Here is a 22,638-nt window from a genome sequence, read left to right as displayed (position 1 = left end):
CTCTGAAAAAGGCAGCAAAATAAATGAGGATAGTAGAATGACGATTGCAAAGGGGATGTTGGGATCTGCGGTGCTGCTGGCGGCGCTGAGTCTGCCGCTTCAGGCGGCTGAGCCTGTCAAAGTGGGATCAAAGATTGATACCGAAGGGGCGCTGCTCGGCAATATTATTTTGCAGGTGCTTGAGAGTCACGGGGTCAAAACGGTCAACAAAGTTCAGCTCGGTACAACGCCCGTCGTGCGCGGTGCTATTACCTCCGGCGAGCTGGATATCTACCCGGAATACACCGGCAACGGCGCATTCTTCTTCAAACAAGAAAACGATCCGGCATGGAAAAACGCCAGCGCCGGGTATGAGAAAGTCAAAAAACTCGATGCGGAACAGAACAAACTGGTCTGGCTGACGCCTGCGCCTGCGAACAATACCTGGACCATCGCGGTGCGCAAGGACGTGGCGGAGAAAGGTAAGCTGACCTCGCTTGCGGATCTCAGCCGCTATCTGAAAGAGAAGGGCGACTTTAAGCTCGCGGCGTCCGCGGAGTTTATCGAACGCCCTGACGCGCTGCCCGCGTTTGAAAAAGCCTATGGCTTCAAGCTCGACCAGGCGCAGCTGCTTTCGCTGGCGGGCGGGGATACCGCGGTGACCATCAAAGCGGCGGCGCAGCAAACCTCTGGCGTTAACGCGGCCATGGCCTACGGTACCGACGGCCCGGTGGCGGCGCTCGGCCTGCAAACCCTGACCGATCCTAAAGGCGTACAGCCGATTTACGCCCCGACCCCGGTCGTGCGTGAGGCGGTGCTGAAAGCCTATCCGGAGATTGCCGACTGGCTTAAACCGGTCTTCGAAAAGCTGGATGAAAAAACGCTGCAGCAGCTGAATGCCAGCATTGCCGTCGAGGGGCTGGATGCCAAAAAAGTGGCCGCCGACTTCCTGAAACAACAAGGGCTTGTGAAGTAACGGGAAAGGGCTGTGCCAATAAAATGTCATAACCGCGTACTGCTGCTGCTGGCCTGCGTGGCCATCGCGGCAGTCGCGCTGCCGTTTGTGAATGTTGCTCCAAACCGCCTGATGTCAGGGGAGGGGCGCTATCTCTGGGAAGTGTGGGCGTTCACGCCGTGGTGGCTGGCGGCGGCGCTGGGCGCGTGGGTTGCGCTATCGTTCTGGCAAGGCCGCACGGCGCAGTGGCTGACGCTGCTCCTCGCTGAAGGGCTGTTTATCACCCTGTTCTGGGGGGCCGGGCAGGCGGCGACGCATATGGCGTCAGCGGAAAGTCCGCTGGCGAGAACCACGGTGGGCAGCGGCCTCTGGCTGTGGCTGGCGCTGTGTCTGCTGGCCAGCAGCGATGCCATTCGTCGACTCATCTCCAGCGCCGTCTGGCGCTGGGTGCTCAACGCGCAGATATGGTGTATTCCACTGTTCCTGCTGTTCAGCGGTGAGCTGAACAATCTCTCGCTGTTAAAAGAGTACGCCAACCGTCAGGAGGTGTTTGATGATGCCCTGGCGCAACACCTGACGATCCTTTTTGGCACGCTGATCCCGGCTCTGCTGATCGGGATACCGCTCGGCATGTGGTGCTATCGCCATCCTTCACGCCAGGGTGGGATCTTTGCCGTGCTCAACGTGATCCAGACCATTCCTTCCGTCGCGCTGTTTGGCCTGCTGATTGCCCCGCTGGCCGGGCTGGTGAAGTCATTCCCGGCGCTGGGAACGCTCGGCATAGCCGGAACGGGGCTAACGCCCGCCCTCATCGCGCTGGTGCTGTATGCGCTGCTGCCGCTGGTACGCGGCGTGGTCGCGGGCCTGGGCCAGGTCGCGCCGGATGTGCTGGAAAGCGCCCATGCGATGGGCATGAGCGCACGGCAGTGTTTCTGGAAAATTCAGCTCCCGCTGGCGCTGCCCCTGCTGCTGCGCAGCCTGCGGGTTGTGGCGGTACAAACCGTCGGCATGGCGGTGATTGCGGCGCTGATTGGCGCGGGCGGCTTTGGCGCGCTGGTGTTCCAGGGGCTGCTGAGCAGTGCGCTCGATCTGGTGTTATTGGGCGTGGTTCCCACGATTGCGCTGGCGGTTGTCGTCGACGCGCTGTTTGCCTTATGGCTCGCGCTGCTCAGGAGAAGAGCCAATGATTGAATTTCATGACGTCAGTAAGACCTTTGCCGGCCGTCCGGCGGCGAGCCACCTGAACCTGAACTTTGCCGAGGGCGCGTTTTCCGTGCTGATTGGCACCTCCGGGTCGGGAAAATCTACCACCCTGAAGATGATCAACCGGCTGGTTGAGCATGACAGCGGGCTGATCCGCTTTGCCGGAGAAGAGATCCGCAGCCTGCCGGTGCTGGAGCTGCGCCGTCGGATGGGCTATGCCATTCAGTCTATCGGCTTGTTTCCCCACTGGACGGTGGCGCAGAACATCGCCACCGTGCTGCAGCTGGAGAAATGGTCGCGGGCAAAAATCGCTGACCGGGTGGATGAGCTGATGTCTCTGCTGGGGTTAGAGCCCGCGCTGCGCGACCGCTATCCTCATCAGTTATCCGGAGGCCAGCAGCAGCGCGTGGGCGTGGCGCGCGCGCTGGCGGCCAACCCGCAGGTGCTGCTGATGGATGAACCCTTCGGCGCGCTGGACCCGGTCACGCGCGGGGCGCTGCAGGCGGAGATGACCCGCATTCACCGCATTCTCGGACGCACGATCGTTCTCGTGACGCACGATATTGATGAAGCTCTGCGCCTGGCCGACCATCTGGTGCTGATGGATCATGGCGAAGTGGTGCAGCAGGGCTCGCCGCTTGAGCTATTAACATGGCCGAAGAACGACTTTGTGCGCGAGTTTTTTGGCCGCAGCGAGCTGGGCGTGAGGCTGCTCTCCCTGCGGACGGTCAGCGACTATATGCGTCGGGAGGAGATCCCGGTGAGCGGCGAACCGCTGCAGGCGCAGATGAGCCTGCGGGATGCTCTCTCCGCGTTTGTCGCGCGCCAGTGCGAGGTTTTGCCCGTCTCGGACTCACGCGGGGCGCCGTGCGGAACCTTACATTTTCGCGATCTGCTGGCCGGGGAGGTGACGCGTGAAGGCACTGCGTGATCCGCTCCTCTGGCTGGTAGCGCTCTTTGTCGCCTTACTGTTTCTGATGCCCCACAGCGCGGCGCTGTTTAACGCCCTTTTTCCCGGGCTGCCGCGGCCGGTCTATCAGCAGGAGAGCTTTATTAATCTCGCCCTGGCGCATTTCTGGCTGGTGGCGCTCTCAAGCTTCATTGCGGTTGTGTTGGGGGTAGGGGCAGGCATCGCGGTCACGCGGCCCGCGGGCAAGGAGTTTCGTCCGCTGGTGGAGACGATAGCGGCCATTGGTCAGACGTTTCCCCCGGTGGCGGTGCTGGCGATAGCGGTTCCGGTGATGGGCTTTGGCCAGCAGCCCGCCATTATTGCGTTGATTTTATACGGCGTACTGCCGGTTCTGCAGGGCACGCTGGCGGGCCTCGCGGCGGTACCGGCATCGGTGCTAAGCGTGGCTGAAGGGATGGGGATGAGTCGCGGCCAGCGGCTGCGCAAGGTTGAACTGCCGCTTGCGGCACCGGTTATCATTGCCGGGATCCGCACGTCGGTGATTATTAACATCGGGACGGCGACCATTGCGTCTACGGTCGGTGCCAATACGCTGGGAACGCCGATTATCATCGGCCTGAGCGGGTTTAATACGGCTTACATTGTGCAGGGGGCGGTGCTGGTCGCGCTGGCGGCAATCGTCGTCGATCGCCTTTTTGAGCGGCTGGCGCTGTACCTCAGCCGACACCGCCGCGAACAATAAACGAGTATCCTGCCAGCATCACGCCGCCGATACCGCTCACGGCCATCAGGACAAAAAGGGTAATAATGGCCAGTTTGGTTGCCTTCATCATGTGCTCCTGTTGTTAACGGAACAATTATACGGTGAAGCGCAGCTGTTAATGAACCATTAAATGCCGTTATGGCTCATCCGGGCCAAGGGAATAAACCGGGTAACCATTCTCTCGCCATTCCGTCAGCAGCTGTTGCTGCGTGGCGGACGGCACTTCGCCACACCAGACCAGCAGGGTCTGACCGTCGAAAAATTCGGGCTTAAGCTGCGCCAGCGAGTGCGCCAGCACGTCCACGCGCCAGCCCTTCTGGGTCGCAATCCACGCTTCCAGCCACAGGCGGGTGGTATCGTGCACGTTCCAGCCGACCACCAGCGCATCTTTTCCGGCCTTGTTCTTCGCCGAGGCAAGGCAGACGGCAATGTAGTTGATCAGCACCCCGTCGAGCATGCTGAGCAGCGCCTGCAGGGTGGAATGCTGGCACTGCAGGCGTCGACGGAGCGGAATGAAGAGATGGTTGATCAGCGTCTGTGCCGGATAATCGCGGCCTTGCTCTTTTATCCATGCGCGCAGGCGCTGAAGGTTGCCCGCCTGCAGGAGTCGCAGCAGGGTTTCCTGCTGTTCGCGCCAGAGGTGTTGCGTGTCCGGATCGTCGTGGCTCAGCAGGGACTTCACCTTGCCGACCTGCACCCCGTTGTCGATCCAGCTTTTAATTTCGCGAATGCGGTCGATGTCGGCCTCATTGAAAAGGCGATGCCCACCGTCGGTCCTCTGCGGTTTGAGTAATCCATACCGTCGCTGCCACGCCCGTAGGGTAACGGGATTGATATCACAAAGGAGTGCCACTTCACCTATTGTGTAAAGCGCCATATTCGCCCCCTGGCTTACGCGTCCCCAGCTTAACTGTAGACTCACTTTGGCGAACCAGGAAGGATTGATTGATTTTTGAACAAACAATGCGAAGCATGCGCGATATTCAGAAAAAGGTGTGATAACGGACACGATTTTGCGCTTTTTTGGGATGCTTCAAAGAAAGTAAACCCGCATCAGTGTATGTTACGCGTTTTTAGCGTGTGCGGTTTTGAGTATGTACGAGTTTAATCTGGTGCTGCTGTTGCTTCAGCAGATGTGCGTGTTTCTTGTCATTGCCTGGCTGATGAGCAAAACGCGCCTGTTTATCCCGCTGATGCAGGTCACCGTACGTCTGCCGCATAAGCTGCTCTGCTACGTCACCTTCTCTATTTTCTGCATCATGGGGACCTATTTTGGTCTCCATATCGAAGACTCTATTGCCAATACGCGCGCGATCGGCGCGGTGATGGGCGGGCTGCTGGGCGGTCCCGTCGTCGGTGGCCTTGTCGGTTTAACCGGGGGGCTGCATCGCTATTCCATGGGCGGGATGACGGCGCTCAGCTGTATGATCTCCACGATCGTAGAAGGGCTGCTCGGCGGGCTGGTGCACAGCTACATGATCAAACGCGGCCGCCCGGATAAAGTCTTTAGCCCGCTCACCGCCGGTGCCATTACCTTTGTGGCCGAAATGGCGCAGATGGCGATCATTCTGCTCATTGCCCGTCCGTTTGAAGATGCGCTGCACCTGGTCAGCAGTATTGCCGCCCCGATGATGGTAACCAACACCGTGGGCGCGGCGCTGTTTATGCGTATTCTGCTCGACAAGCGCGCCATGTTTGAGAAGTACACCTCGGCGTTTTCCGCCACGGCGCTGAAGGTCGCCGCCTCAACCGAAGGGATCCTGCGCCAGGGGTTTAACGAAGAGAACAGCATGAAGGTCGCGCAGGTGCTCTACAAGGAGCTGGATATCGGCGCGGTGGCCATAACCGACCGCGAGCGGCTGCTGGCCTTTACCGGCACCGGGGACGATCACCATCTGCCGGGTAAGCCGATCTCCTCAGCCTACACGCTGCGCGCCATTGAAACCGGTGAGGTGGTGTATGCCGACGGTAACGAAGTGCCTTACCGCTGTTCGCTGCATCCGCAGTGCAAGCTGGGCTCCACGCTGGTGATTCCGCTGCGCGGGGAAAACCAGCGGGTGATGGGGACTATCAAGCTGTATGAGGCAAAGAACCGTCTGTTCAGCTCGATCAACCGCACGCTGGGAGAGGGGATAGCCCAGCTGCTGTCCGCGCAAATTCTGGCCGGGCAGTATGAACGGCAGAAAGCGCTGCTGACGCAGTCCGAAATTAAGCTGCTGCACGCCCAGGTCAACCCGCATTTCCTGTTTAATGCCCTCAACACGCTCAAAGCGGTGATCCGCCGCGACAGCGATCAGGCCGCGCAGCTGGTGCAGTTTCTGTCGACCTTTTTCCGCAAGAACCTGAAACGGCCGTCCGAGATCGTGACCCTCGCCGACGAGATTGAGCACGTGAATGCCTATCTGCAGATTGAGCAGGCGCGTTTCCAGTCGCGCCTGCAGGTGACGCTCTCCGTTCCGGACGAGCTGGCGTATCAGCATCTCCCTGCCTTTACCCTGCAGCCTATTGTCGAAAACGCCATTAAACACGGCACGTCACAGCTTCTGGGGACAGGGGAGATAACGATTGCCGCCAGCCGTTTTAACCACCATCTGGTGCTGGATATTGAAGATAATGCCGGGCTTTACCAGCCTTCCGCCTCCGGCGGTTTAGGGATGAGCCTGGTGGATAAACGCCTGCGCGCGCATTTTGGCGATGACTGTGGCATTACCGTCGCCTGTGAGCCAGACCGATTTACCCGTATTACCGTACGACTGCCGCTGGAGGAAAACGCATGTTAAGAGTGCTGATTGTGGATGACGAGCCGCTGGCACGGGAAAACCTGCGCGTTCTGCTGCAGGAGCAGCCTGATATTGAGATTGTGGGGGAGTGCGCGAACGCGATTGAGGCCATCGGCGCTGTGCACAAACTGCGCCCGGACGTGCTGTTCCTGGATATTCAGATGCCCCGCATCAGCGGGCTGGAGATGGTCGGCATGCTCGACCCGGCGCATCGCCCCTACATCGTGTTCCTGACGGCGTTCGACGAATATGCCGTTAAGGCCTTTGAGGAGCACGCGTTTGACTATTTACTCAAGCCGATTGAAGAGAAGCGTCTGGAAAAAACGCTCACCCGTTTACGCCAGGAGCGAACCGTACAGGACGTCACGCTGCTGCCGGAAAACCAGCAGCCGCTGAAGTTTATCCCCTGCACGGGACACAGCCGAATCTACCTTCTGCAGATGGATGATGTGGCGTTTGTCAGCAGCCGCCTGAGCGGGGTGTTTGTCACCAGCGCGGAAGGGAACGAAGGGTTTACCGAGCTGACCCTGCGCACGCTGGAGAGCCGCACGCCGCTGATCCGCTGCCACCGCCAGTATCTGGTGAACATGGCGCACCTGAAGGAGATCCGCCTGGAAGATAACGGCCAGGCCGAGCTGGTGCTGCGTGCCGGGCAAACGGTACCCGTCAGCCGTCGCTATCTGAAGAGTTTGAAAGAGGCGATTGGCCTGTAAAACTGGTACACTGCGCGCCATTGCAACATCGACAGTTAAAGGCACTCATGATTAGTAATGACATTCTTCGTAGCCTGCGCTACACCCTGAAAGCAAACAACAACGACATGGTGCGCATTCTTGCGCTGTCCGATATGGAAGCCACGTCTGCAGGTTTCGATACCTGGATGACCAAAGAGGATGAAGAGGGGTTTGTTCGCTGCCCGGATATTATCCTTTCTGGCTTCCTGAACGGCCTTATCTACGATAAGCGCGGCAAAGATGAGTCTGCGCCAGAGCTGGCGCTTGAGCGTCGCGTGAACAACAACACGGTGCTGAAAAAGCTGCGCATCGCGTTCTCGCTGAAAACGGACGATATTGTGGCGATCATGACGGAGCAAAAATACCGCGTATCCGTGCCGGAAGTGACCGCCATGATGCGCGCGCCGGATCATAAAAACTACCGCGAGTGCGGCGACCAGTTTCTGCGCAATTTCCTGCGCGGGCTGACCCACCGGGTGCATCACCCGAAAGTGTGATTGCGGAATGGGTGCGGCCTGATGCCCTCACCCCGACCCTCTCCCACGGGGAGAGGGAGAAAACAAAATGCCATAAAAAAAGCCGGAGATAATCTCCGGCTTTTTCGTTATTTCACCTGCTGACCCGGCTTCGCGCCTTCGTCTGGGCTTAACAGGAAGATATCTTTCCCGCCAGGGCCGGCGGCCATCACCATCCCCTCGGAGATGCCGAAGCGCATTTTGCGCGGCGCCAGGTTCGCCACCATCACGGTCTGACGACCGATCAGCACCTGCGGGTCCGGATACGCTGAGCGGATGCCGGAGAAGACGTTACGCTTCTCGCCGCCCAGATCCAGCGTCAGGCGCAGCAGCTTGTCAGAACCTTCCACGAACTCCGCGTTTTCAATCAGCGCCACGCGCAGGTCGACTTTGGCGAAATCGTCAAAGGTGATGGTTTCCTGAATCGGATCGTCCGCCAGCGGGCCGGTGACCGGTGCCGCAGCCGCCTTCACCTCTTCTTTAGACGCTTCCACCAGGGCTTCAATCTGCTTCATCTCGATGCGGTTGTACAGCGCCTTGAAGGTGTTCACCTTGTGGCCGAGCAGCGGCTGAGCCATTGCATCCCAGGTCAGTTCAGTGTTCAGGAACGCTTCAGCACGGGCTGCGAGCTGCGGCAGAACCGGCTTCAGGTAGGTCATCAGCACGCGGAACAGGTTGATGCCCATGGAGCAGATGGCCTGCAGGTCGGCATCGCGGCCTTCCTGTTTCGCTACCACCCACGGCGCCTGCTCGTCGACATAGCGGTTCGCCAGGTCAGCCAGGGCCATGATTTCACGTACCGCTTTGCCGAACTCGCGCGCTTCCCAGGCTTCGCCAATGGTCGCCGCCGCGTCGGTAAAGGTTTGGTACAGGGCCGGGTCAGCCAGTTCGGCCGCCATCACGCCGTCAAAACGCTTGGCGATAAAGCCCGCGTTGCGGGACGCCAGGTTCACCACCTTGTTGACGATGTCCGCGTTCACGCGCTGCACGAAATCTTCCAGGTTCAGGTCGATATCATCGATGCGGGAAGAGAGCTTCGCGGTGTAGTAGTAGCGCAGGCTGTCCGCGTCGAAGTGGTTCAGCCAGGTGCTGGCTTTGATGAACGTCCCACGGGACTTGGACATCTTCGCGCCGTTCACCGTCACGTAGCCGTGTACGAACAGGTTGGTTGGCTTGCGGAAGTTGCTGCCTTCCAGCATCGCCGGCCAGAACAGGCTGTGGAAGTAAACGATGTCTTTACCGATGAAGTGATACAGCTCGGCAGTGGAATCTTTCTTCCAGTATTCGTCGAAGCTGACGGTGTCGCCACGCTTGTCGCACAGGTTCTTGAAGGAGCCCATGTAGCCGATTGGCGCGTCCAGCCAGACGTAGAAGTATTTGCCCGGCGCGTTCGGGATTTCAAAGCCGAAGTACGGCGCATCACGGGAGATATCCCACTGCTGCAGCCCGGATTCGAACCACTCCTGCATTTTATTCGCCACCTGCTCCTGCAGCGCGCCGCTGCGGGTCCACGCCTGCAGCATTTCGCTGAAGGACGGCAGGTCGAAGAAGAAGTGCTCGGAATCACGCATCACAGGCGTGGCGCCGGAAACCACGGATTTCGGCTCGATAAGCTCGGTCGGGCTGTAGGTCGCGCCGCACACTTCGCAGTTATCGCCGTACTGGTCCGGGGATTTACATTTCGGACAGGTGCCTTTGACGAAACGGTCCGGCAGGAACATGCCTTTTTCCGGATCGTACAGCTGAGAGATGGTGCGGTTTTTAATAAAACCGTTCTCTTTCAGACGGGTGTAGATCAGCTCCGACAGCTCGCGGTTTTCGTCGCTGTGCGTGGAGTGATAGTTGTCATAGCTGATGTCAAAGCCAGCAAAATCAGTCTGATGCTCCTGACTCATTTCGGCAATCATCTGTTCCGGGGAAATCCCCAGCTGCTGCGCTTTCAGCATGATCGGCGTGCCGTGAGCATCGTCCGCACAGATGAAATTAACCTCGTGGCCGCGCATTCGCTGGTAACGGACCCAGACATCAGCCTGGATATGCTCCAGCATGTGGCCGAGGTGGATTGAGCCGTTGGCGTACGGCAGTGCGCACGTTACCAGAATTTTCTTCGCGACTTGAGTCATAGTAGGCATTACTTCTTTTAACTGTGAAAAGGGTTTTTGATATTACCAAAAGGGGCATTATTAAGTAAGCACAAACCACGGCCTTTCAGGTAAACTTGTTCATCTAAGGTCTTATTCACAAGAACAAAGGAGTCGGGATGAGTTCTCAATCCCAGGCCAAATCACCGGAAGCCTTACGAGCAATGGTCGCCGGGACGCTGGCTAACTTTCAGCATCCAACCCTGAAGCACAATCTCACTACGCTGAAAGCGTTACACCACGTTGCCTGGCTGGACGACACGCTGCACATTGAGCTGCAGATGCCGTTCGTCTGGACCAGCGCCTTTGACGCGCTGAAAGAGCAGACCAGCGCTGAGCTGCTGCGCATTACTGGCGCAAAAGCCATTGACTGGAAGCTGAGCCACAGCATCGCCACGCTGAAGCGCGTGAAAAACCAGCCTGGCGTGAACGGCGTGAAAAACATCATCGCCGTCAGTTCGGGCAAGGGCGGGGTAGGGAAATCTTCTACCGCCGTTAACCTGGCGCTGGCGCTGGCGGCGGAAGGGGCAAAGGTCGGTATTCTGGATGCGGATATCTACGGCCCGTCTATTCCGAACATGCTGGGCGCGGAAAACCAGCGCCCAACCTCGCCGGACGGCACCCACATGGCGCCAATCATGGCGCACGGTCTGGCAACCAACTCCATCGGTTATCTGGTGACCGACGATAACGCCATGGTCTGGCGCGGTCCGATGGCCAGCAAGGCGCTGCTGCAGATGCTGCAGGAGACGATGTGGCCGGATCTGGATTATCTGGTGCTGGACATGCCGCCGGGCACCGGTGATATCCAGCTCACGCTGGCGCAGAACATTCCGGTTACGGGGGCGGTTGTTGTGACTACGCCGCAGGATATCGCGCTTATCGACGCCAAAAAAGGCATCGTGATGTTTGAGAAGGTGGAAGTGCCGGTGCTCGGTATTGTCGAGAACATGAGCATGCACATCTGCAGCAACTGCGGTCACCACGAACCTATCTTCGGTACCGGTGGCGCAGAAAAACTGGCCGCGAAGTATCATACCCAGCTGCTGGGACAGATGCCGCTGCACATTACCCTGCGTGAAGATCTGGACAGCGGAAAGCCGACGGTGGTCAGCCGTCCGGACAGTGAATTTGCAGGAATGTATCGCCAGCTGGCGGGACGCGTCGCGGCGCAGCTCTACTGGCAGGGCGAAATCATCCCAGGGGAAATCGCGTTCCGCGCGGTGTAATTTCTCTTCGCTTAGTGCCGGGTGGCGGCTTCGCCTTACCCGGCCTACGAAATACGGTTTTGTAGGTCAGGTAAGCGAAGCGCCACCTGACTTTACCCAAGCCGATAATGCATCAGATAGTACTCTCCGTCCGGAGAATTACCCGTCGCCTCAATGTGCCAGCCGTGTCGCTGGTAAAACGCAATAGCCCGCGCATTCTTCACCAGACACTTAAGCGAACCCGTACTGGTAAACGTCTTCTGAACCTGCTCCAGGAGCAACTTCCCGACCCCGAGACTTTGATACTGCGGGTCAACAAACAGGTTGTGCAGGAAATTATCGTTCGTCCAGACGGAGGCAAAACCCAGGCGATGCCCGTTCTGAACAGCAACCCAAATCACTTCGTCACGGGTTGCCGCGTCAAAGTCTTCCAGCTGCCAGTCTGCACTCTCCAGCCATGGCCAGGCTTCACGCCGGGCGTGGAGGTAGAGCGTGCGCAGGAAAGGGCGGTCACTTTCCTGCCAGGGGCGAATCAGGATTGCGTTAGCGGTGATAGAAAATATCTCCATTGTAGGCTTTGTAGATCTTGCCATCAGTATCGCCAATCAGCACGTAGTTCTCACCCATGTAGGTCCAGTGGGTTCCGGCATCCGGAGCCGGCAGGTTACGCAGCTGGTACTGTTTGATGGTGTACTCCGGCGTTTGATACTGCGCCGGTGCCGTGTCGCCAATCTTGAATTTCGTAAAGTCAGCGATGAACTCTTGTTCTTCATAGGCCTTGATGCCAGATGGCGCAGCGGCCGTTTGCGGGGCAGCGAATGCGGATCCCGCCAGAGACAGTAATACACCCAGAAGCAGCAATTTACGCTTAGCCATTTTTTCTCCAGTGATATCGTTTCAGATACTTTTCGTCTGCGGGTTGTGCAAAGCGGAGCAGACGGTCCATTTTAAGTATCAACGCAGGGTATGTTTGAAAAAAAATGTAACAAAAGTGGACGGTTTTGTGTAGTCGAATTGAAGGATGCTCATCATTGCGATGAATATTGTCTGCGCTTTATATTGTTAATATTTATTATTTCATTAATTAATTCTGAAAATAACTTTTCGCGTCAAAATTGGACTGCTATGCGAATGCTTTCCCACTGAAGAAGATTTAATATTGTCTTCGGATGAAGCGGGCTTACTTCCGTTTTTTTTTACAGGTTTGAGTATTGCTTTTGTTTTTTAGAGAGCGGTTCGGTCACGTTTTACAATGCCAGAATTTCATATTGCATAAGAATAAACAATTAAATTTCATAATCTTAGCTAAAGTCTCTTTGCAAGCTTGACGATAAACGCAACGTTAAAAAGAAATATTTATATAATGAAAGCTACAACTGCATTTTCGCTGTTATTTCTTACTGTTAGTCAATTAACAGGGTGTGTATTTTCCCCCGGGCAGAACTTGAGTGTATCCGGGAAAAAAGTCATTGCTGCGGAAGACGCCAATTATCAGCTTGATAAGCGCGTGGAAATTTTTCCTCTGACGCCGGGATTGATTGAAAAACTGCGTCCGGCCGTATCGAAATCTCAGGCAAATCCTAATCTGGATGAGCAGATCAAAAACTGGGAATACCGCATTGGCACAGGCGACATCCTGACGGTCACCGTCTGGGATCACCCGGAATTAACGACGCCCGCAGGGCAATATCGAAGTGCGAGCGACGCCGGCAACTGGGTCAACGCCGATGGTACGCTCTTTTATCCCTACGTCGGTAAGCTGCGGGTGGCGGGAAAAACAGTTTCACAGGTACGTGAAGAGATTACAACTCGACTGGATAAGGTCATTGAGAGCCCGCAGGTGGACGTCAGCATTGCCGCCTTCCGTTCGCAAAAAGCCTACGTCACCGGAGAGGTCGAAAAATCGGGCCAACAACCCATAACCAATATTCCGCTGACGGTGATGGATGCGGTCAACGCCGCAGGCGGTCTTTCTGCTGATGCCGACTGGCGTAACGTCGTGCTCACGCATGATGGCCAGGACTCGCGTCTTTCGCTCTATGCGCTGATGCAGCATGGCGATTTGACTCAAAATAAGCTGCTTTATCCTGGCGATATCCTGTTTATTCCACGCAACGACGCGCTGAAGGTGTTCGTGATGGGCGAGGTGGTTAAGCAGAGCACGCTTAAGATGGATCGTAGCGGCATGACGCTGGCCGAAGCCCTGGGGAATGCCGGGGGGCTTAACCAAAATATGGCCGATGCAACCGGTATTTTTGTTATTCGGCAGGTAGCGAAAAAAGGCGACACGGGCAAAATTGCCAACATCTATCAGCTGAATGCGGAAGATGCGTCAGCCATGGTGCTGGGTACGGAATTCCAGCTGGAACCGTATGACATTGTCTACGTTACCACCGCACCGTTATCACGCTGGAATCGCGTGATCACCCAACTGGTGCCTACCATCAGCGGCGTTCATGACCTGACCGAAACCGTTCGTTACATCAGATCGTGGCCGCAGTAATGTTCCAGTCAATCTTAGTGGTCTGCACCGGCAATATTTGCCGTTCACCGATAGGTGAGCGGCTGTTGCGTCAGCAATTACCCGGCAAGCAGGTGACCTCGGCAGGGATTTTGGGGCTTGAAGGGCATCCGGCAGATGCGACTGCGCAGGCTGTGGCCCGGCGTCATGGCGTTTCGCTGGAGGGGCATGTTGCGCGCAAGGTGACGCGCAGCCTGTTGCAAAAATCCGATTTGATTCTGGTGATGGAGCCGGAACACCTCCGGTTCATAGCCACAATGGCCCCGGAGAACCGGGGAAAATCGCTGCTCTTTGGACAATGGCTGGAAACCAGGGACATTCCCGACCCGTATCACAAAAGTCGTGAAGCCTATGAATATGTTTTCGAGCAATTAGGAAAAGCCAGTCAGGAATGGGCTCGTCGTTTGAGTCAACAAGGAATGAAGCAGTAATGTCGTCTTCAAAATCAGAAAAATATAGTGCTGCAACGTCGCAGAATAATGAGATCGATCTTCTTCAGCTGCTTGCTGAGATGTTTGATAACCGCGTGACGATCGCGTGCGTCACGCTCCTGCTTACGGTATGTGCGGGGATCTACGCGTTCAGCACCACGCCAGTTTATCAGGCTGATGCCCTGGTACAGGTTGAAGCGAAGCAGAATAACTCGCTGCTCAAGAACCTGACCGCGTTCGGGTCCGATCTCTCGCCCGACGTCGCGCCAGAACTTTTACTCCTTAAATCACGAATGATCCTGGGAGAAACCGTCGATCGGTTAGGGCTGACGTACAGCGTTAAGCGGCGCGTGTTGCCTGTCATCGGGTCTTTTTGGGAACAGGTGCAGGGACGTAAATCAGACAAAATAACGATTGGCGCGCTGACTATTCCTCTTCTGGAAGGGAAGCCACAAACGCTTTTACTCACCGTACAGGAGCAGGGGCGGTATCGCCTTGAGGGGAAAATGCTTGAGGCAGAAGGCGTTGTGGGGAAAACCCTGGCTAAAGACGGCATATCGCTTCTGGTGACATCCCTCGGCGCGGAACCCGGCACCCAGTTTACCCTCGAAACCGTCACAAGGCTTGACGCGATCAACGCCATTCAGAACAGGCTCACGGTTGTAGAGTCGGCGAAACAGAGCGGTATGATCGCATTAACGTTAACGGGTGAAGACCCCGGCAAGATCGCCACGGTGCTCAATACGATTGCTGAAAATTTTCTCAGTCAGAATATTGCGCGCCAGGAAGCGAAAGACTCGCGCAGCCTCACGTTCTTACAGGATCAATTACCTAAGATCAGCCGGGAGCTGGATGAAGCCGAAGCGCGACTGAATGCCTACAGAGAGCAGCGTGATTCTGTCGACTTGTCTCTGGAGGCAAAGTCGGTTCTCGATCAGGTGGTTAACGTGGAAAACCAGCTTAACGAGCTGACGTTTCGCGAAGCAGAGGTTTCCCAGCTTTTCAAAAAGGACCATCCCACCTACCGCGCTTTGCGGGAGAAGAAACAAACGCTTGAGCGTGAGCGCGCGCGTCTGAATAGCCGCGTCTCATCCATGCCTTCCACGCAGCAGGAAATCTTACGCCTGAGTCGTGACGTTGAATCCGGGCGTACCATATACCTGCAGCTGCTGACGCGTCAGCAAGAGCTGAGTATCTCGCGCTCCAGCGCTATCGGCAACGTGCGGATTATCGATCCGGCCGTGACGCAGCCGGCCCCAATCAAGCCGCGCAAAGCGCTCATTATCGTGCTGGGTATGCTGATGGGCTTGATGCTCTCTGCCGGAACGGTTTTAGTGCGCTCAGCCTTTAAGCGAGGCATTACCTCGTCTGAACAGCTGGAAGTGCAGGGGATACCGCTTCTGGCGACGCTCCCGCGCTCGGTGTGGCTCTGGAAAAAAACGCACCTGCGCAGGAGAAACCTGTTTGCTTCCCACTGGAAGCACAGGACGTCGAACATCCCTTTTCTGCCCGTTGACCGTCCGGCAGATATGTTTGTCGAGGCGGTGCGCGGGCTGCGCACCAGCCTGCATTTTACCATGATGGATGCCTCAAACCGGATCGTCGTGGTGTCTGGCCCCACGCAGGACTGCGGAAAGACGCTGGTCAGTACGTCACTGGCGTCGATTGCCGCTCAGGCCGGACAGCGAGTGCTGTTTATTGATGCGGATATGCGCAAGGGATATGTCCATAACGTTTTCAAACTGAGCAATCATCGTGGACTATCCAGCGTGCTTGGAGGCGCCGTTGAGTGGCAGGAGGCAATTCAACGCGTTGAGAAAGGCGGTTTTGATGTATTGACCTGCGGACCCCAACCTTCGCATCCCGTTGAGCTGCTGATGAGCGAACGCTTCCAGACTATGGTGTCGCAGATAGACAACCATTATGACATCGTGATTGTCGACACCCCGCCTGTGCTTGCCGTGACGGATGCCTTGCTGATAGCCAGAGCAGCGGCTACCACGCTGCTGGTTGCCAGGTTTGGTAAAACCAGCGTCAAGGAGATCGAGCACTGCCTGAAGCGTCTGCAGCAAATGGGTGTGCGGGTGAATGGCGCGATCCTCAATGATATCGTGAAATCGGCAGCGCTCTATTACAACTCGGGATATAGCCATTACGACTACGGCTATACCCAGGAGTAAACGTGGCGCGACACTTCTTTACAGCGTGATGGCGTATTGCCCGTTAAGATGACCTTCGTTGAAACATGAGGTCACAATGGATAACCGCAAAATCAGTCGACTGCGCCGCTGGGCGCGGGAAGGGATCATACTCGTTCTGCTGACGCTGGCCGTGGTGTGGGGTGTTGATCGGTATCGTAAACCGACACTCCCCGCCAGCTTTAGTGCAACACCGATGCAGAGCATCGACGGCAACATTCACGATATCGCGGCGCTCAGCCAGGAGCGTCCGCTGCTGATTTACGTCTGGGCCACCTGGTGCAGCATATGCCGTTACACGACGCCTTTCGTTAATCAGCTGGCAGAAGAGGGCGGGAACGTGTTGAGTATTGCCATGCGTTCAGGTGATAACGCAAAGCTTGCGCGCTGGGTTGAAAAGAAACAGCTGAAAATGCCGGTGATAAATGATGAAAACGGTGCGTTATCGCAGCTGTGGCAGGTGAGCGTCACGCCGACGCTGGTGATTGTGTCGAAGGGCAATGTGGTAAGTACCACGACGGGCTGGACGAGCTACTGGGGATTAAAAACCAGGATGTGGTGGGCTGGGCTTTAAAATAACCCCTCTCCCGGCGGAAGAGGGGTGTTGTATTACTTAGCCAGAACTTCCTGCGCGGTGCGCTCAACCAGAGACAGCAGGATTTTAATATCTTCCAGCGTCACGGTTGGGTTCAGCAGCGTCAGCTTCAGGCAGGTGACGCCGTTATGCTCGGTCACACCGACGTTCGCACGGCCGGATTCCAGCAGCGCATCACCAATTTTCTGGTTCAACAGGGCGATGCCCGCGTCATCCGTCTTCACCTGTCCGCGGAAGCGGAACAGAACGCTCGCCAGCTGTGGCTGCATAACCAGTTCCAGAGCTGGCTGCTCTTTCACGTAGGCCGCAACCTGCTGCGCCAGCGTTACGCCGCAATCGATGATCGCCGCGTATTGCTCCTGACCCAGCGCTTCCAGGCTCATCCACAGCTTCAGCGCGTCGAAACGACGGGTGGTCTGCAGAGATTTGGACACCAGGTTAGGCACGCCCGCTTCTTCGTCGAACTCAGAGTTCAGGTAGGCCGCCTGATAGCGCATCAGCTCATAGTGACGCGCTTCTTTCAGCAGGAACGCGCCGCAGCTGATGGTCTGGAAGAACTGCTTGTGGAAGTCCAGGGTGACGGAATCCACCAGCTCGATGCCGTCCAGGTAGTGACGATACTGCTCAGACATCAGCAGCGCGCCGCCCCAGGCCGCATCAACGTGTACCCAGATGTTCTGCTTCGCGGCCAGTTCTGCAATCGCACGCAGCGGGTCGATAGCACCGGCATCGGTGGTACCTGCCGTCGCGACGATCGCCAGAATCTGCTCGCCGTTCGCATTGCACTGTTCAATTTTCGCCGCCAGATCGGTCAGATCCATGCGGGAGAATTCGTCCGTTTTCACCTGCACCACGGACTGGTAGCCCAGACCCATCAGCGCCATGTTTTTCTGCACGGAGAAGTGCGCGTTTTCGGAGCACAGCACGCGAATTTTGCGCAGATCGCCCACCAGACCGTCCTGCTGAACGGAGTGACCCTGACGCGCGAAGAACGCATCGCGAGCCAGCATCAGGCCCATCAGGTTGCTCTGGGTGCCGCCGCTGGTGAAGACACCTGCGTCGCCGGCCTGATAACCCACGCGGGTACGCAGCCACTCGATCAGTTTGATCTCGATAATGGTTGCGGACGGGCTTTGATCCCAGGAGTCCATACTCTGGTTAGTGGCGTTGATCAGCACTTCCGCCGCCTGGCTTACCACCAGGCTTGGGCAGTGCAGGTGCGCCACACACTGCGGGTGATGAACGGACAAGCTGTCTTTCAGGAAGAACTCCACGGCGCGTTCAATCGCCGCTTCGTTGCCCAGCCCCTTTGGGTTGAAATCCAGCTTAATACGGTCGCGCAGTTCCGCGACCGTTTTGCCCTGGTACATCTCAGGCTGTTTCAGCCACTGCATCACAGCCTGAGTGCTTTGTTCAATCGCCTGCTGGTAAGCTTCAATGCTCTGCGCAGAGGAGAACAAAATTGGGTTTGAATCAGACATCGTAATCAATAACTCCGGTTACGCCGGGCGAACGCCCGCAGCAAGCAGTGCCTGCTCAAATTTATCCAGGAAGATTTTCAGCTCTTCGTCGCTGATCAGCAGAGACGGCAGCAGACGCAGAACGATACCGTTACGGCCACCGCGCTCCAGAATCAGACCGGCTTCGAAGCACTTCTTCTGAATCAGTGCAGACAGCTCGCCGTCGCCCGGGAAGCAGCCCATGTGGTCAGCGGCTTCGTGTGGCTTAACGATCTCAATACCGATCATCATGCCCAGACCGCGCACGTGGCCGATCACCGGATAGCGTTTCGCCATCTCTTTCAGCTGGCCTTTCAGCCATTCGCCCTGTGCAGCCACTTTGCCTGCGATGTTCTGGTCTTTCAGGATTTTCAGCGTTGTCAGACCGGTTGCCATCGCCAGCTGGTTGCCGCGGAAGGTACCGGTGTGGTGACCTGGCGCCCATGCATCGAACTGCTTTTTGATACCGAGCACGGCCAGCGGCAGACCGCCACCCACTGCTTTAGACATCACGATGATGTCTGGCTCAATGCCAGCGTGTTCGAAGGCGAAGAATTTACCGGTACGGGCAAAGCCAGCCTGAACTTCGTCGAGGATCAGCAGAATGCCGTGTTCCTGAGTTACTTTACGGATGCGCTGCAGCCACTCAGCCGGAGCCGGGTTCACGCCGCCTTCGCCCTGAACGGCTTCCAGAATCACCGCAGCAGGTTTACGCACGCCGCTTTCAACGTCGTTGATCAGGTTATCGAAGTAGTAAGTCAGCGCTTTCACGCCCGCTTCACCACCGATACCCAGCGGGCAACGGTACTCGTGCGGGTAAGGCATGAACTGTACTTCTGGCATCATACCGTCAACCGCTTCTTTCGGAGACAGGTTGCCGGTCACGGACAGCGCGCCGTGGGTCATACCGTGGTAACCACCAGAGAAGCTGATGATACCGCTACGACCGGTCACTTTTTTCGCCAGCTTCAGCGCCGCTTCAACGGCGTCCGCACCGGATGGACCGGTGAACTGCAGGCAGTACTCTTTGCCCTGACCAGGCAGCAGAGAGAGCAGGTATTCAGAAAACGCGTCTTTCAGAGGCGTAGTCAGATCCAGGGTATGTAACGGCAAGCCGCTGGTAATGACATTTTGGATGCTTTTCAGCACATCAGGATGGTTATGGCCAAGCGCAAGGGTCCCCGCGCCTGCTAAACAGTCAAGGTATTCTTTATTGTCTGCATCGGTGATCCACACGCCTTCTGCTTTAGTAATTGCTAAAGGCAGTTTGCGCGGATAACTCCTGACGTTAGATTCAAACTCGGCCTGACGGGCCAGATAGGTTTCGTTGCTTTTGTGGGCATCTACGGTGTCAATACGGACTTTATCCGTCATCATATCACTCCTACAACCGCCGCTTCGTTATGAGCCACGATTGAATAAAAAGTTAAAAAACAGATGGGGGCCTGAAAAAAACGCCGCCAATATAGAGCCTTTTGCCACGGGGCTCAATGGTTAATTTGTTTACTGTTTTGTGACACGGGGCTGCGGGGAGAAAACATCCCCATTTTTAAAATGAAAATTGCATTTTATGCCAAATAAAAACAGCCTGTTACAGGCTGTTTGTCCGGCGTGTAAAGTCGCAGAAAAGAGTGTGACAAAACGTGCCATCGAATAGCAAAAAAGGAGGCTGGCTGTCTCTATTCCTGCGTCATGCGCAAAAAGCGGTGCTCATGATGCATGCACAACGGAATCACGCATTAAAAAAGGACTTTCAACGCGCGTGGTGTTCTTATGCTCTTCGCCGTTAATAATATGCAAGGCGCTCAGGCGGCCAATTTCATAGTGTGGCAGTTGAACCGTAGTGAGAGGAGGCAGGAACAACTCCCCGATACCCACCATATTGTCATAGCCGATTACCGCGACGTCTTCCGGTATGCGAAGCCCTTGCGCCAGCAGCGTCTGGTAGACCATAAACGCGATACGGTCGTTGCCGCAGATAACGGAGTCGAACCCCGGAATGCCATTCTGCATGTGCGCCAGCAGCACTGACGGGATATCACGATAGTGCTCGTCCCCTAACGCCATATAGCTATGCGCCAGGCTTTGTGGGTCGAGCCCCGCTTCACGGCATGCGCGTTCCAGCCCCTGACGGCGTCGGGTTGTGGCCAAATGTCCCGCAGGTAAATGCAGGCAGAGAGGCCGTCGATAACCCTGTGCGAGCAACGCCCGCACGGCGGTATACTGCCCCTGTTCATCATCAGGAATATAGCTGGCGACCTTTTCGCCGTCACTTTCGCAGTTGGCCAGCACGCAGGGAAGGGTGAGGAGTTTGGCCGGAAGAGGAACCTGACGTAACCCCATGGTGGTGTAGATAATCCCGTCAGGCCGATGAGAGAGGAGAAGGTCGACAATGGCGTCCGGGTTGTCATCGGTAAACATATTCATCACGAAGCTGTTCCAGCCGTGCATTCTGGCCGTCTCTTCAATAGACAGCGTGATGTCCACCGAGAAAGGTGTCGTCACCGTATCGAGTGCCAGTACGCCTATGGTTTTCGGCGAGGCGTGCGCGCCGCGTATTTTCTTGGCGGACAGGTCAGGAACGTAGCTGGTCTGCTCGATAGCCAGCTGAACGCGCGCCAGCGTTTCCGGCTTAAGGCGCTCCGGGCTGTTAAGCGCGCGGGAAACCGTCATCAGCGATACGTTAGCCAGCTTTGCGACGTCCTTCAGGGAAGCCATTTTATTACTCCGTTAATGCTCTGTGTGAGAGGGTATACAACTAAGTCGCTGATGTAAAAGGAAGGCTGATGCCCTGGTTAGGTCATGCTGACCTCAGTGATGAATTTTTGATCGCGATCTCATTTCCTCAATGTTAACGTTAACTTTCGTGATTAACATCTTAACTTTTAGCCAAACAGCATGAGAAAGAGATAATGTTAACGTTACCATTGTGTCATTACTCCAACATGAGAATGTCATGATGAAAACGCATCGCTCTCACAGCTACCCTTTACTGAGCGCATTACTGTTTTTCTTTTTTGTCACCTGGTCATCTTCCGGCTCGTTACTTTCCATCTGGCTTCATCAGGAGGTGGGCTTAAAAGCGGGGGATACCGGCGTTATCTATGCCGTGCTTTCCGTCTCCGCGCTTTTTGCACAAATCTGCTACGGGTTTATTCAGGACAAACTCGGCCTGCGCAAAAACCTGCTCTGGTTTCTGACCAGCCTGCTCGTTCTTTCAGGTCCGGCTTTTTTGCTGTTTGGCTATCTGCTGAAGATTAACGTGTTGCTCGGCAGCATTTTCGGCGGGATTTTTATTGGCCTGACGTTTAACGGCGGGATAGGAGTGCTCGAGTCCTATACCGAGCGCGTGGCCCGCCAGAGCCAGTTTGAGTTCGGCAAGGCGAGGATGTGGGGATCGCTTGGCTGGGCGGCGGCAACCTTTTTCGCGGGGCTGCTGTTTAACATTAATCCGAAGCTGAACTTTGCCGTCGCGAGCTGCGCAGGGCTGGTGTTTTTTGTTTTGCTGGCGCGTCTCAGGGTCTCTTCCGCCCCGCACGCCATGCAGGAAGCGGTGTCCGGCGGTAAGGTCACACTGGAAGATGCCTTGCGCCTGCTGACGCTGCCGCGTTTCTGGGCGCTGGTGTTTTTCGTTATCGGCACCTGTATTTATGGCGTTTATGACCAGCAGTTCCCGGTCTATTTCTCCTCCCAGTTCCCGACGTTGCAGGAAGGAAACGCCATGTACGGCTATCTCAACTCCTTCCAGGTTTTCCTTGAGGCGGCCGGTATGTTTTGCGCCCCGTGGCTGGTCAATCGCCTCGGTGCGAAAAACGGCCTGATTTTCGCGGGAATGGTGATGGCGATGCGTATGGTGGCATCGGGTCTGGTTGAGGGGCCGGTATTGATCTCCATTACCAAGCTATTGCACGCGGTTGAGCTGCCCGTTTTGCTGGTCTCAATCTTTAAATACAACAGCCTGCATTTTGACAAGCGGCTCTCTTCCACCCTCTATCTGGTGGGCTTTGCCTGTACAAGCTCGGTGATCGCCTCGGTTCTGTCGCCGCTGGCCGGTTACAGCTATGAGAAATACGGCTTTGCCCAGTCCTATCTCATTATGGGGCTGTTAGTTTTCAGCACCACGCTCATCTCCATCTTCCTGTTGCGCTCGGGCAAGTCCTCTTCTGACCCGTTAATGCCGCAACCTTCCACTATCTGACTGAAAAG

Annotated in this window: 21 protein-coding genes; 13 read left to right on the top strand and 8 right to left on the bottom strand. The window is 56.3% G+C overall.

Annotated elements, in window-relative coordinates:
- The first annotated feature begins 37 nt into the window (after positions 1-37).
- Genes osmF through AC2TE5_RS15070 form a run of 4 tightly spaced genes read left to right on the top strand, consistent with a single transcriptional unit; the run spans position 38 to position 3,789 of the window.
- Positions 38-955: a glycine betaine ABC transporter substrate-binding protein OsmF gene (osmF, locus tag AC2TE5_RS15085; protein ID WP_213328201.1), complete on the top strand. Its 918-nt coding sequence runs from the start codon at positions 38-40 to the stop codon at positions 953-955.
- A 12-nt stretch (positions 956-967) separates the two neighbouring features.
- Positions 968-2,125 (top strand): ABC transporter permease, encoded by a 1,158-nt coding sequence (locus AC2TE5_RS15080; RefSeq protein WP_484611927.1) that lies wholly within the window; start codon positions 968-970, stop codon positions 2,123-2,125.
- Positions 2,118-3,068: an ABC transporter ATP-binding protein gene (locus AC2TE5_RS15075; RefSeq protein WP_213328203.1), complete on the top strand. Its 951-nt coding sequence runs from the start codon at positions 2,118-2,120 to the stop codon at positions 3,066-3,068. Before AC2TE5_RS15080 ends, AC2TE5_RS15075 begins: the two co-directional genes overlap by 8 nt.
- Positions 3,052-3,789 (top strand): ABC transporter permease, encoded by a 738-nt coding sequence (locus AC2TE5_RS15070; RefSeq protein WP_213328204.1) that lies wholly within the window; start codon positions 3,052-3,054, stop codon positions 3,787-3,789. The genes AC2TE5_RS15075 and AC2TE5_RS15070 overlap by 17 nt, the downstream gene beginning before the upstream one ends.
- Here AC2TE5_RS15070 and AC2TE5_RS15065 read toward each other — a convergent pair.
- Together AC2TE5_RS15065 and mlrA are read right to left on the bottom strand one after the other, a co-directional pair.
- Positions 3,764-3,877 (bottom strand): protein YohO, encoded by a 114-nt coding sequence (locus AC2TE5_RS15065; protein ID WP_008500895.1) that lies wholly within the window; start codon positions 3,875-3,877, stop codon positions 3,764-3,766. The genes AC2TE5_RS15070 and AC2TE5_RS15065 overlap by 26 nt on opposite strands.
- Positions 3,878-3,946: 69 nt before the next feature.
- Positions 3,947-4,687, bottom strand: a complete 741-nt coding sequence (gene mlrA, locus AC2TE5_RS15060) for an HTH-type transcriptional regulator MlrA (protein WP_484613348.1) — start codon at positions 4,685-4,687, stop codon at positions 3,947-3,949.
- Positions 4,688-4,904: 217 nt separating this feature from the next.
- Here mlrA and AC2TE5_RS15055 point away from each other — a divergent pair, with 217 nt between their 5' ends.
- From AC2TE5_RS15055 to AC2TE5_RS15045, 3 genes are read left to right on the top strand one after another with little or no spacing between them, the layout of a single operon-like run.
- On the top strand, positions 4,905-6,590 hold the full coding sequence (locus tag AC2TE5_RS15055) for a sensor histidine kinase (RefSeq protein WP_063143803.1): 1,686 nt from the start codon (positions 4,905-4,907) through the stop codon (positions 6,588-6,590).
- The gene (gene btsR, locus AC2TE5_RS15050) at positions 6,584-7,303 is read left to right on the top strand and encodes a two-component system response regulator BtsR (RefSeq protein WP_023312443.1); all 720 of its coding nucleotides are present in this window, start codon (positions 6,584-6,586) and stop codon (positions 7,301-7,303) included. Before AC2TE5_RS15055 ends, btsR begins: the two co-directional genes overlap by 7 nt.
- A gap of 47 nt (positions 7,304-7,350) precedes the next feature.
- The gene (locus AC2TE5_RS15045; RefSeq protein WP_213328206.1) at positions 7,351-7,821 is read left to right on the top strand and encodes a YehS family protein; all 471 of its coding nucleotides are present in this window, start codon (positions 7,351-7,353) and stop codon (positions 7,819-7,821) included.
- Between the two features lie 107 nt (positions 7,822-7,928).
- On the opposite strand, the gene metG is transcribed toward AC2TE5_RS15045, so the two are convergent.
- The gene (gene metG / locus AC2TE5_RS15040; protein WP_484611926.1) at positions 7,929-9,962 is read right to left on the bottom strand and encodes a methionine--tRNA ligase; all 2,034 of its coding nucleotides are present in this window, start codon (positions 9,960-9,962) and stop codon (positions 7,929-7,931) included.
- Positions 9,963-10,099: 137 nt separating this feature from the next.
- Here metG and apbC point away from each other — a divergent pair, with 137 nt between their 5' ends.
- A complete protein-coding gene (apbC, locus tag AC2TE5_RS15035; protein ID WP_484611925.1) occupies positions 10,100-11,209 on the top strand; it encodes an iron-sulfur cluster carrier protein ApbC in 1,110 nt (369 codons plus the stop codon).
- Between the two features lie 92 nt (positions 11,210-11,301).
- Here apbC and AC2TE5_RS15030 read toward each other — a convergent pair whose 3' ends face one another.
- On the bottom strand, positions 11,302-11,757 hold the full coding sequence (locus AC2TE5_RS15030) for a GNAT family N-acetyltransferase (RefSeq protein ID WP_228057686.1): 456 nt from the start codon (positions 11,755-11,757) through the stop codon (positions 11,302-11,304).
- Positions 11,732-12,064 carry an RcnB family protein gene (locus AC2TE5_RS15025; protein WP_059311473.1) on the bottom strand — a complete coding sequence of 111 codons (333 nt, stop codon included), beginning with the start codon at positions 12,062-12,064 and terminating at the stop codon, positions 11,732-11,734. Before AC2TE5_RS15025 ends, AC2TE5_RS15030 begins: the two co-directional genes overlap by 26 nt.
- A 487-nt stretch (positions 12,065-12,551) precedes the next feature.
- On the opposite strand from AC2TE5_RS15025, the gene AC2TE5_RS15020 reads away from it, so the two are divergent.
- From AC2TE5_RS15020 to AC2TE5_RS15005, 4 genes are all read left to right on the top strand, one after another.
- Positions 12,552-13,691 (top strand): polysaccharide export protein, encoded by a 1,140-nt coding sequence (locus AC2TE5_RS15020; RefSeq protein WP_213328209.1) that lies wholly within the window; start codon positions 12,552-12,554, stop codon positions 13,689-13,691.
- Positions 13,691-14,140: an arsenate reductase/protein-tyrosine-phosphatase family protein gene (locus tag AC2TE5_RS15015; protein ID WP_233469846.1), complete on the top strand. Its 450-nt coding sequence runs from the start codon at positions 13,691-13,693 to the stop codon at positions 14,138-14,140. The genes AC2TE5_RS15020 and AC2TE5_RS15015 overlap by 1 nt, the downstream gene beginning before the upstream one ends.
- Positions 14,140-16,320, top strand: coding sequence for a polysaccharide biosynthesis tyrosine autokinase (locus tag AC2TE5_RS15010; protein WP_484611924.1), 2,181 nt, complete (start codon positions 14,140-14,142; stop codon positions 16,318-16,320). The genes AC2TE5_RS15015 and AC2TE5_RS15010 overlap by 1 nt, the downstream gene beginning before the upstream one ends.
- Before the next feature lie 76 nt (positions 16,321-16,396).
- On the top strand, positions 16,397-16,912 hold the full coding sequence (locus AC2TE5_RS15005) for a protein disulfide oxidoreductase (RefSeq protein WP_484611923.1): 516 nt from the start codon (positions 16,397-16,399) through the stop codon (positions 16,910-16,912).
- A 35-nt stretch (positions 16,913-16,947) separates the two neighbouring features.
- On the opposite strand, the gene AC2TE5_RS15000 is transcribed toward AC2TE5_RS15005, so the two are convergent.
- From AC2TE5_RS15000 to AC2TE5_RS14990, 3 genes are all read right to left on the bottom strand, one after another.
- Positions 16,948-18,414, bottom strand: coding sequence for a pyridoxal phosphate-dependent decarboxylase family protein (locus tag AC2TE5_RS15000; protein WP_213328213.1), 1,467 nt, complete (start codon positions 18,412-18,414; stop codon positions 16,948-16,950).
- Between the two features lie 18 nt (positions 18,415-18,432).
- Positions 18,433-19,809, bottom strand: coding sequence for a diaminobutyrate--2-oxoglutarate transaminase (locus AC2TE5_RS14995; protein ID WP_014884533.1), 1,377 nt, complete (start codon positions 19,807-19,809; stop codon positions 18,433-18,435).
- A gap of 333 nt (positions 19,810-20,142) precedes the next feature.
- Positions 20,143-21,150 (bottom strand): LacI family DNA-binding transcriptional regulator, encoded by a 1,008-nt coding sequence (locus tag AC2TE5_RS14990; protein WP_484611922.1) that lies wholly within the window; start codon positions 21,148-21,150, stop codon positions 20,143-20,145.
- Positions 21,151-21,388: 238 nt separating this feature from the next.
- Between AC2TE5_RS14990 and AC2TE5_RS14985 the strand changes: the two genes are divergently transcribed.
- Complete coding sequence (locus AC2TE5_RS14985) at positions 21,389-22,630, top strand: MFS transporter (RefSeq protein ID WP_121425345.1); 1,242 nt, start codon at positions 21,389-21,391, stop codon at positions 22,628-22,630.
- Positions 22,631-22,638: the final 8 nt, after the last annotated feature.

The organism is Enterobacter sp. N5-15, from assembly GCF_057221635.1.
This window is presented reverse-complemented; position numbering and strand designations above follow the sequence as displayed.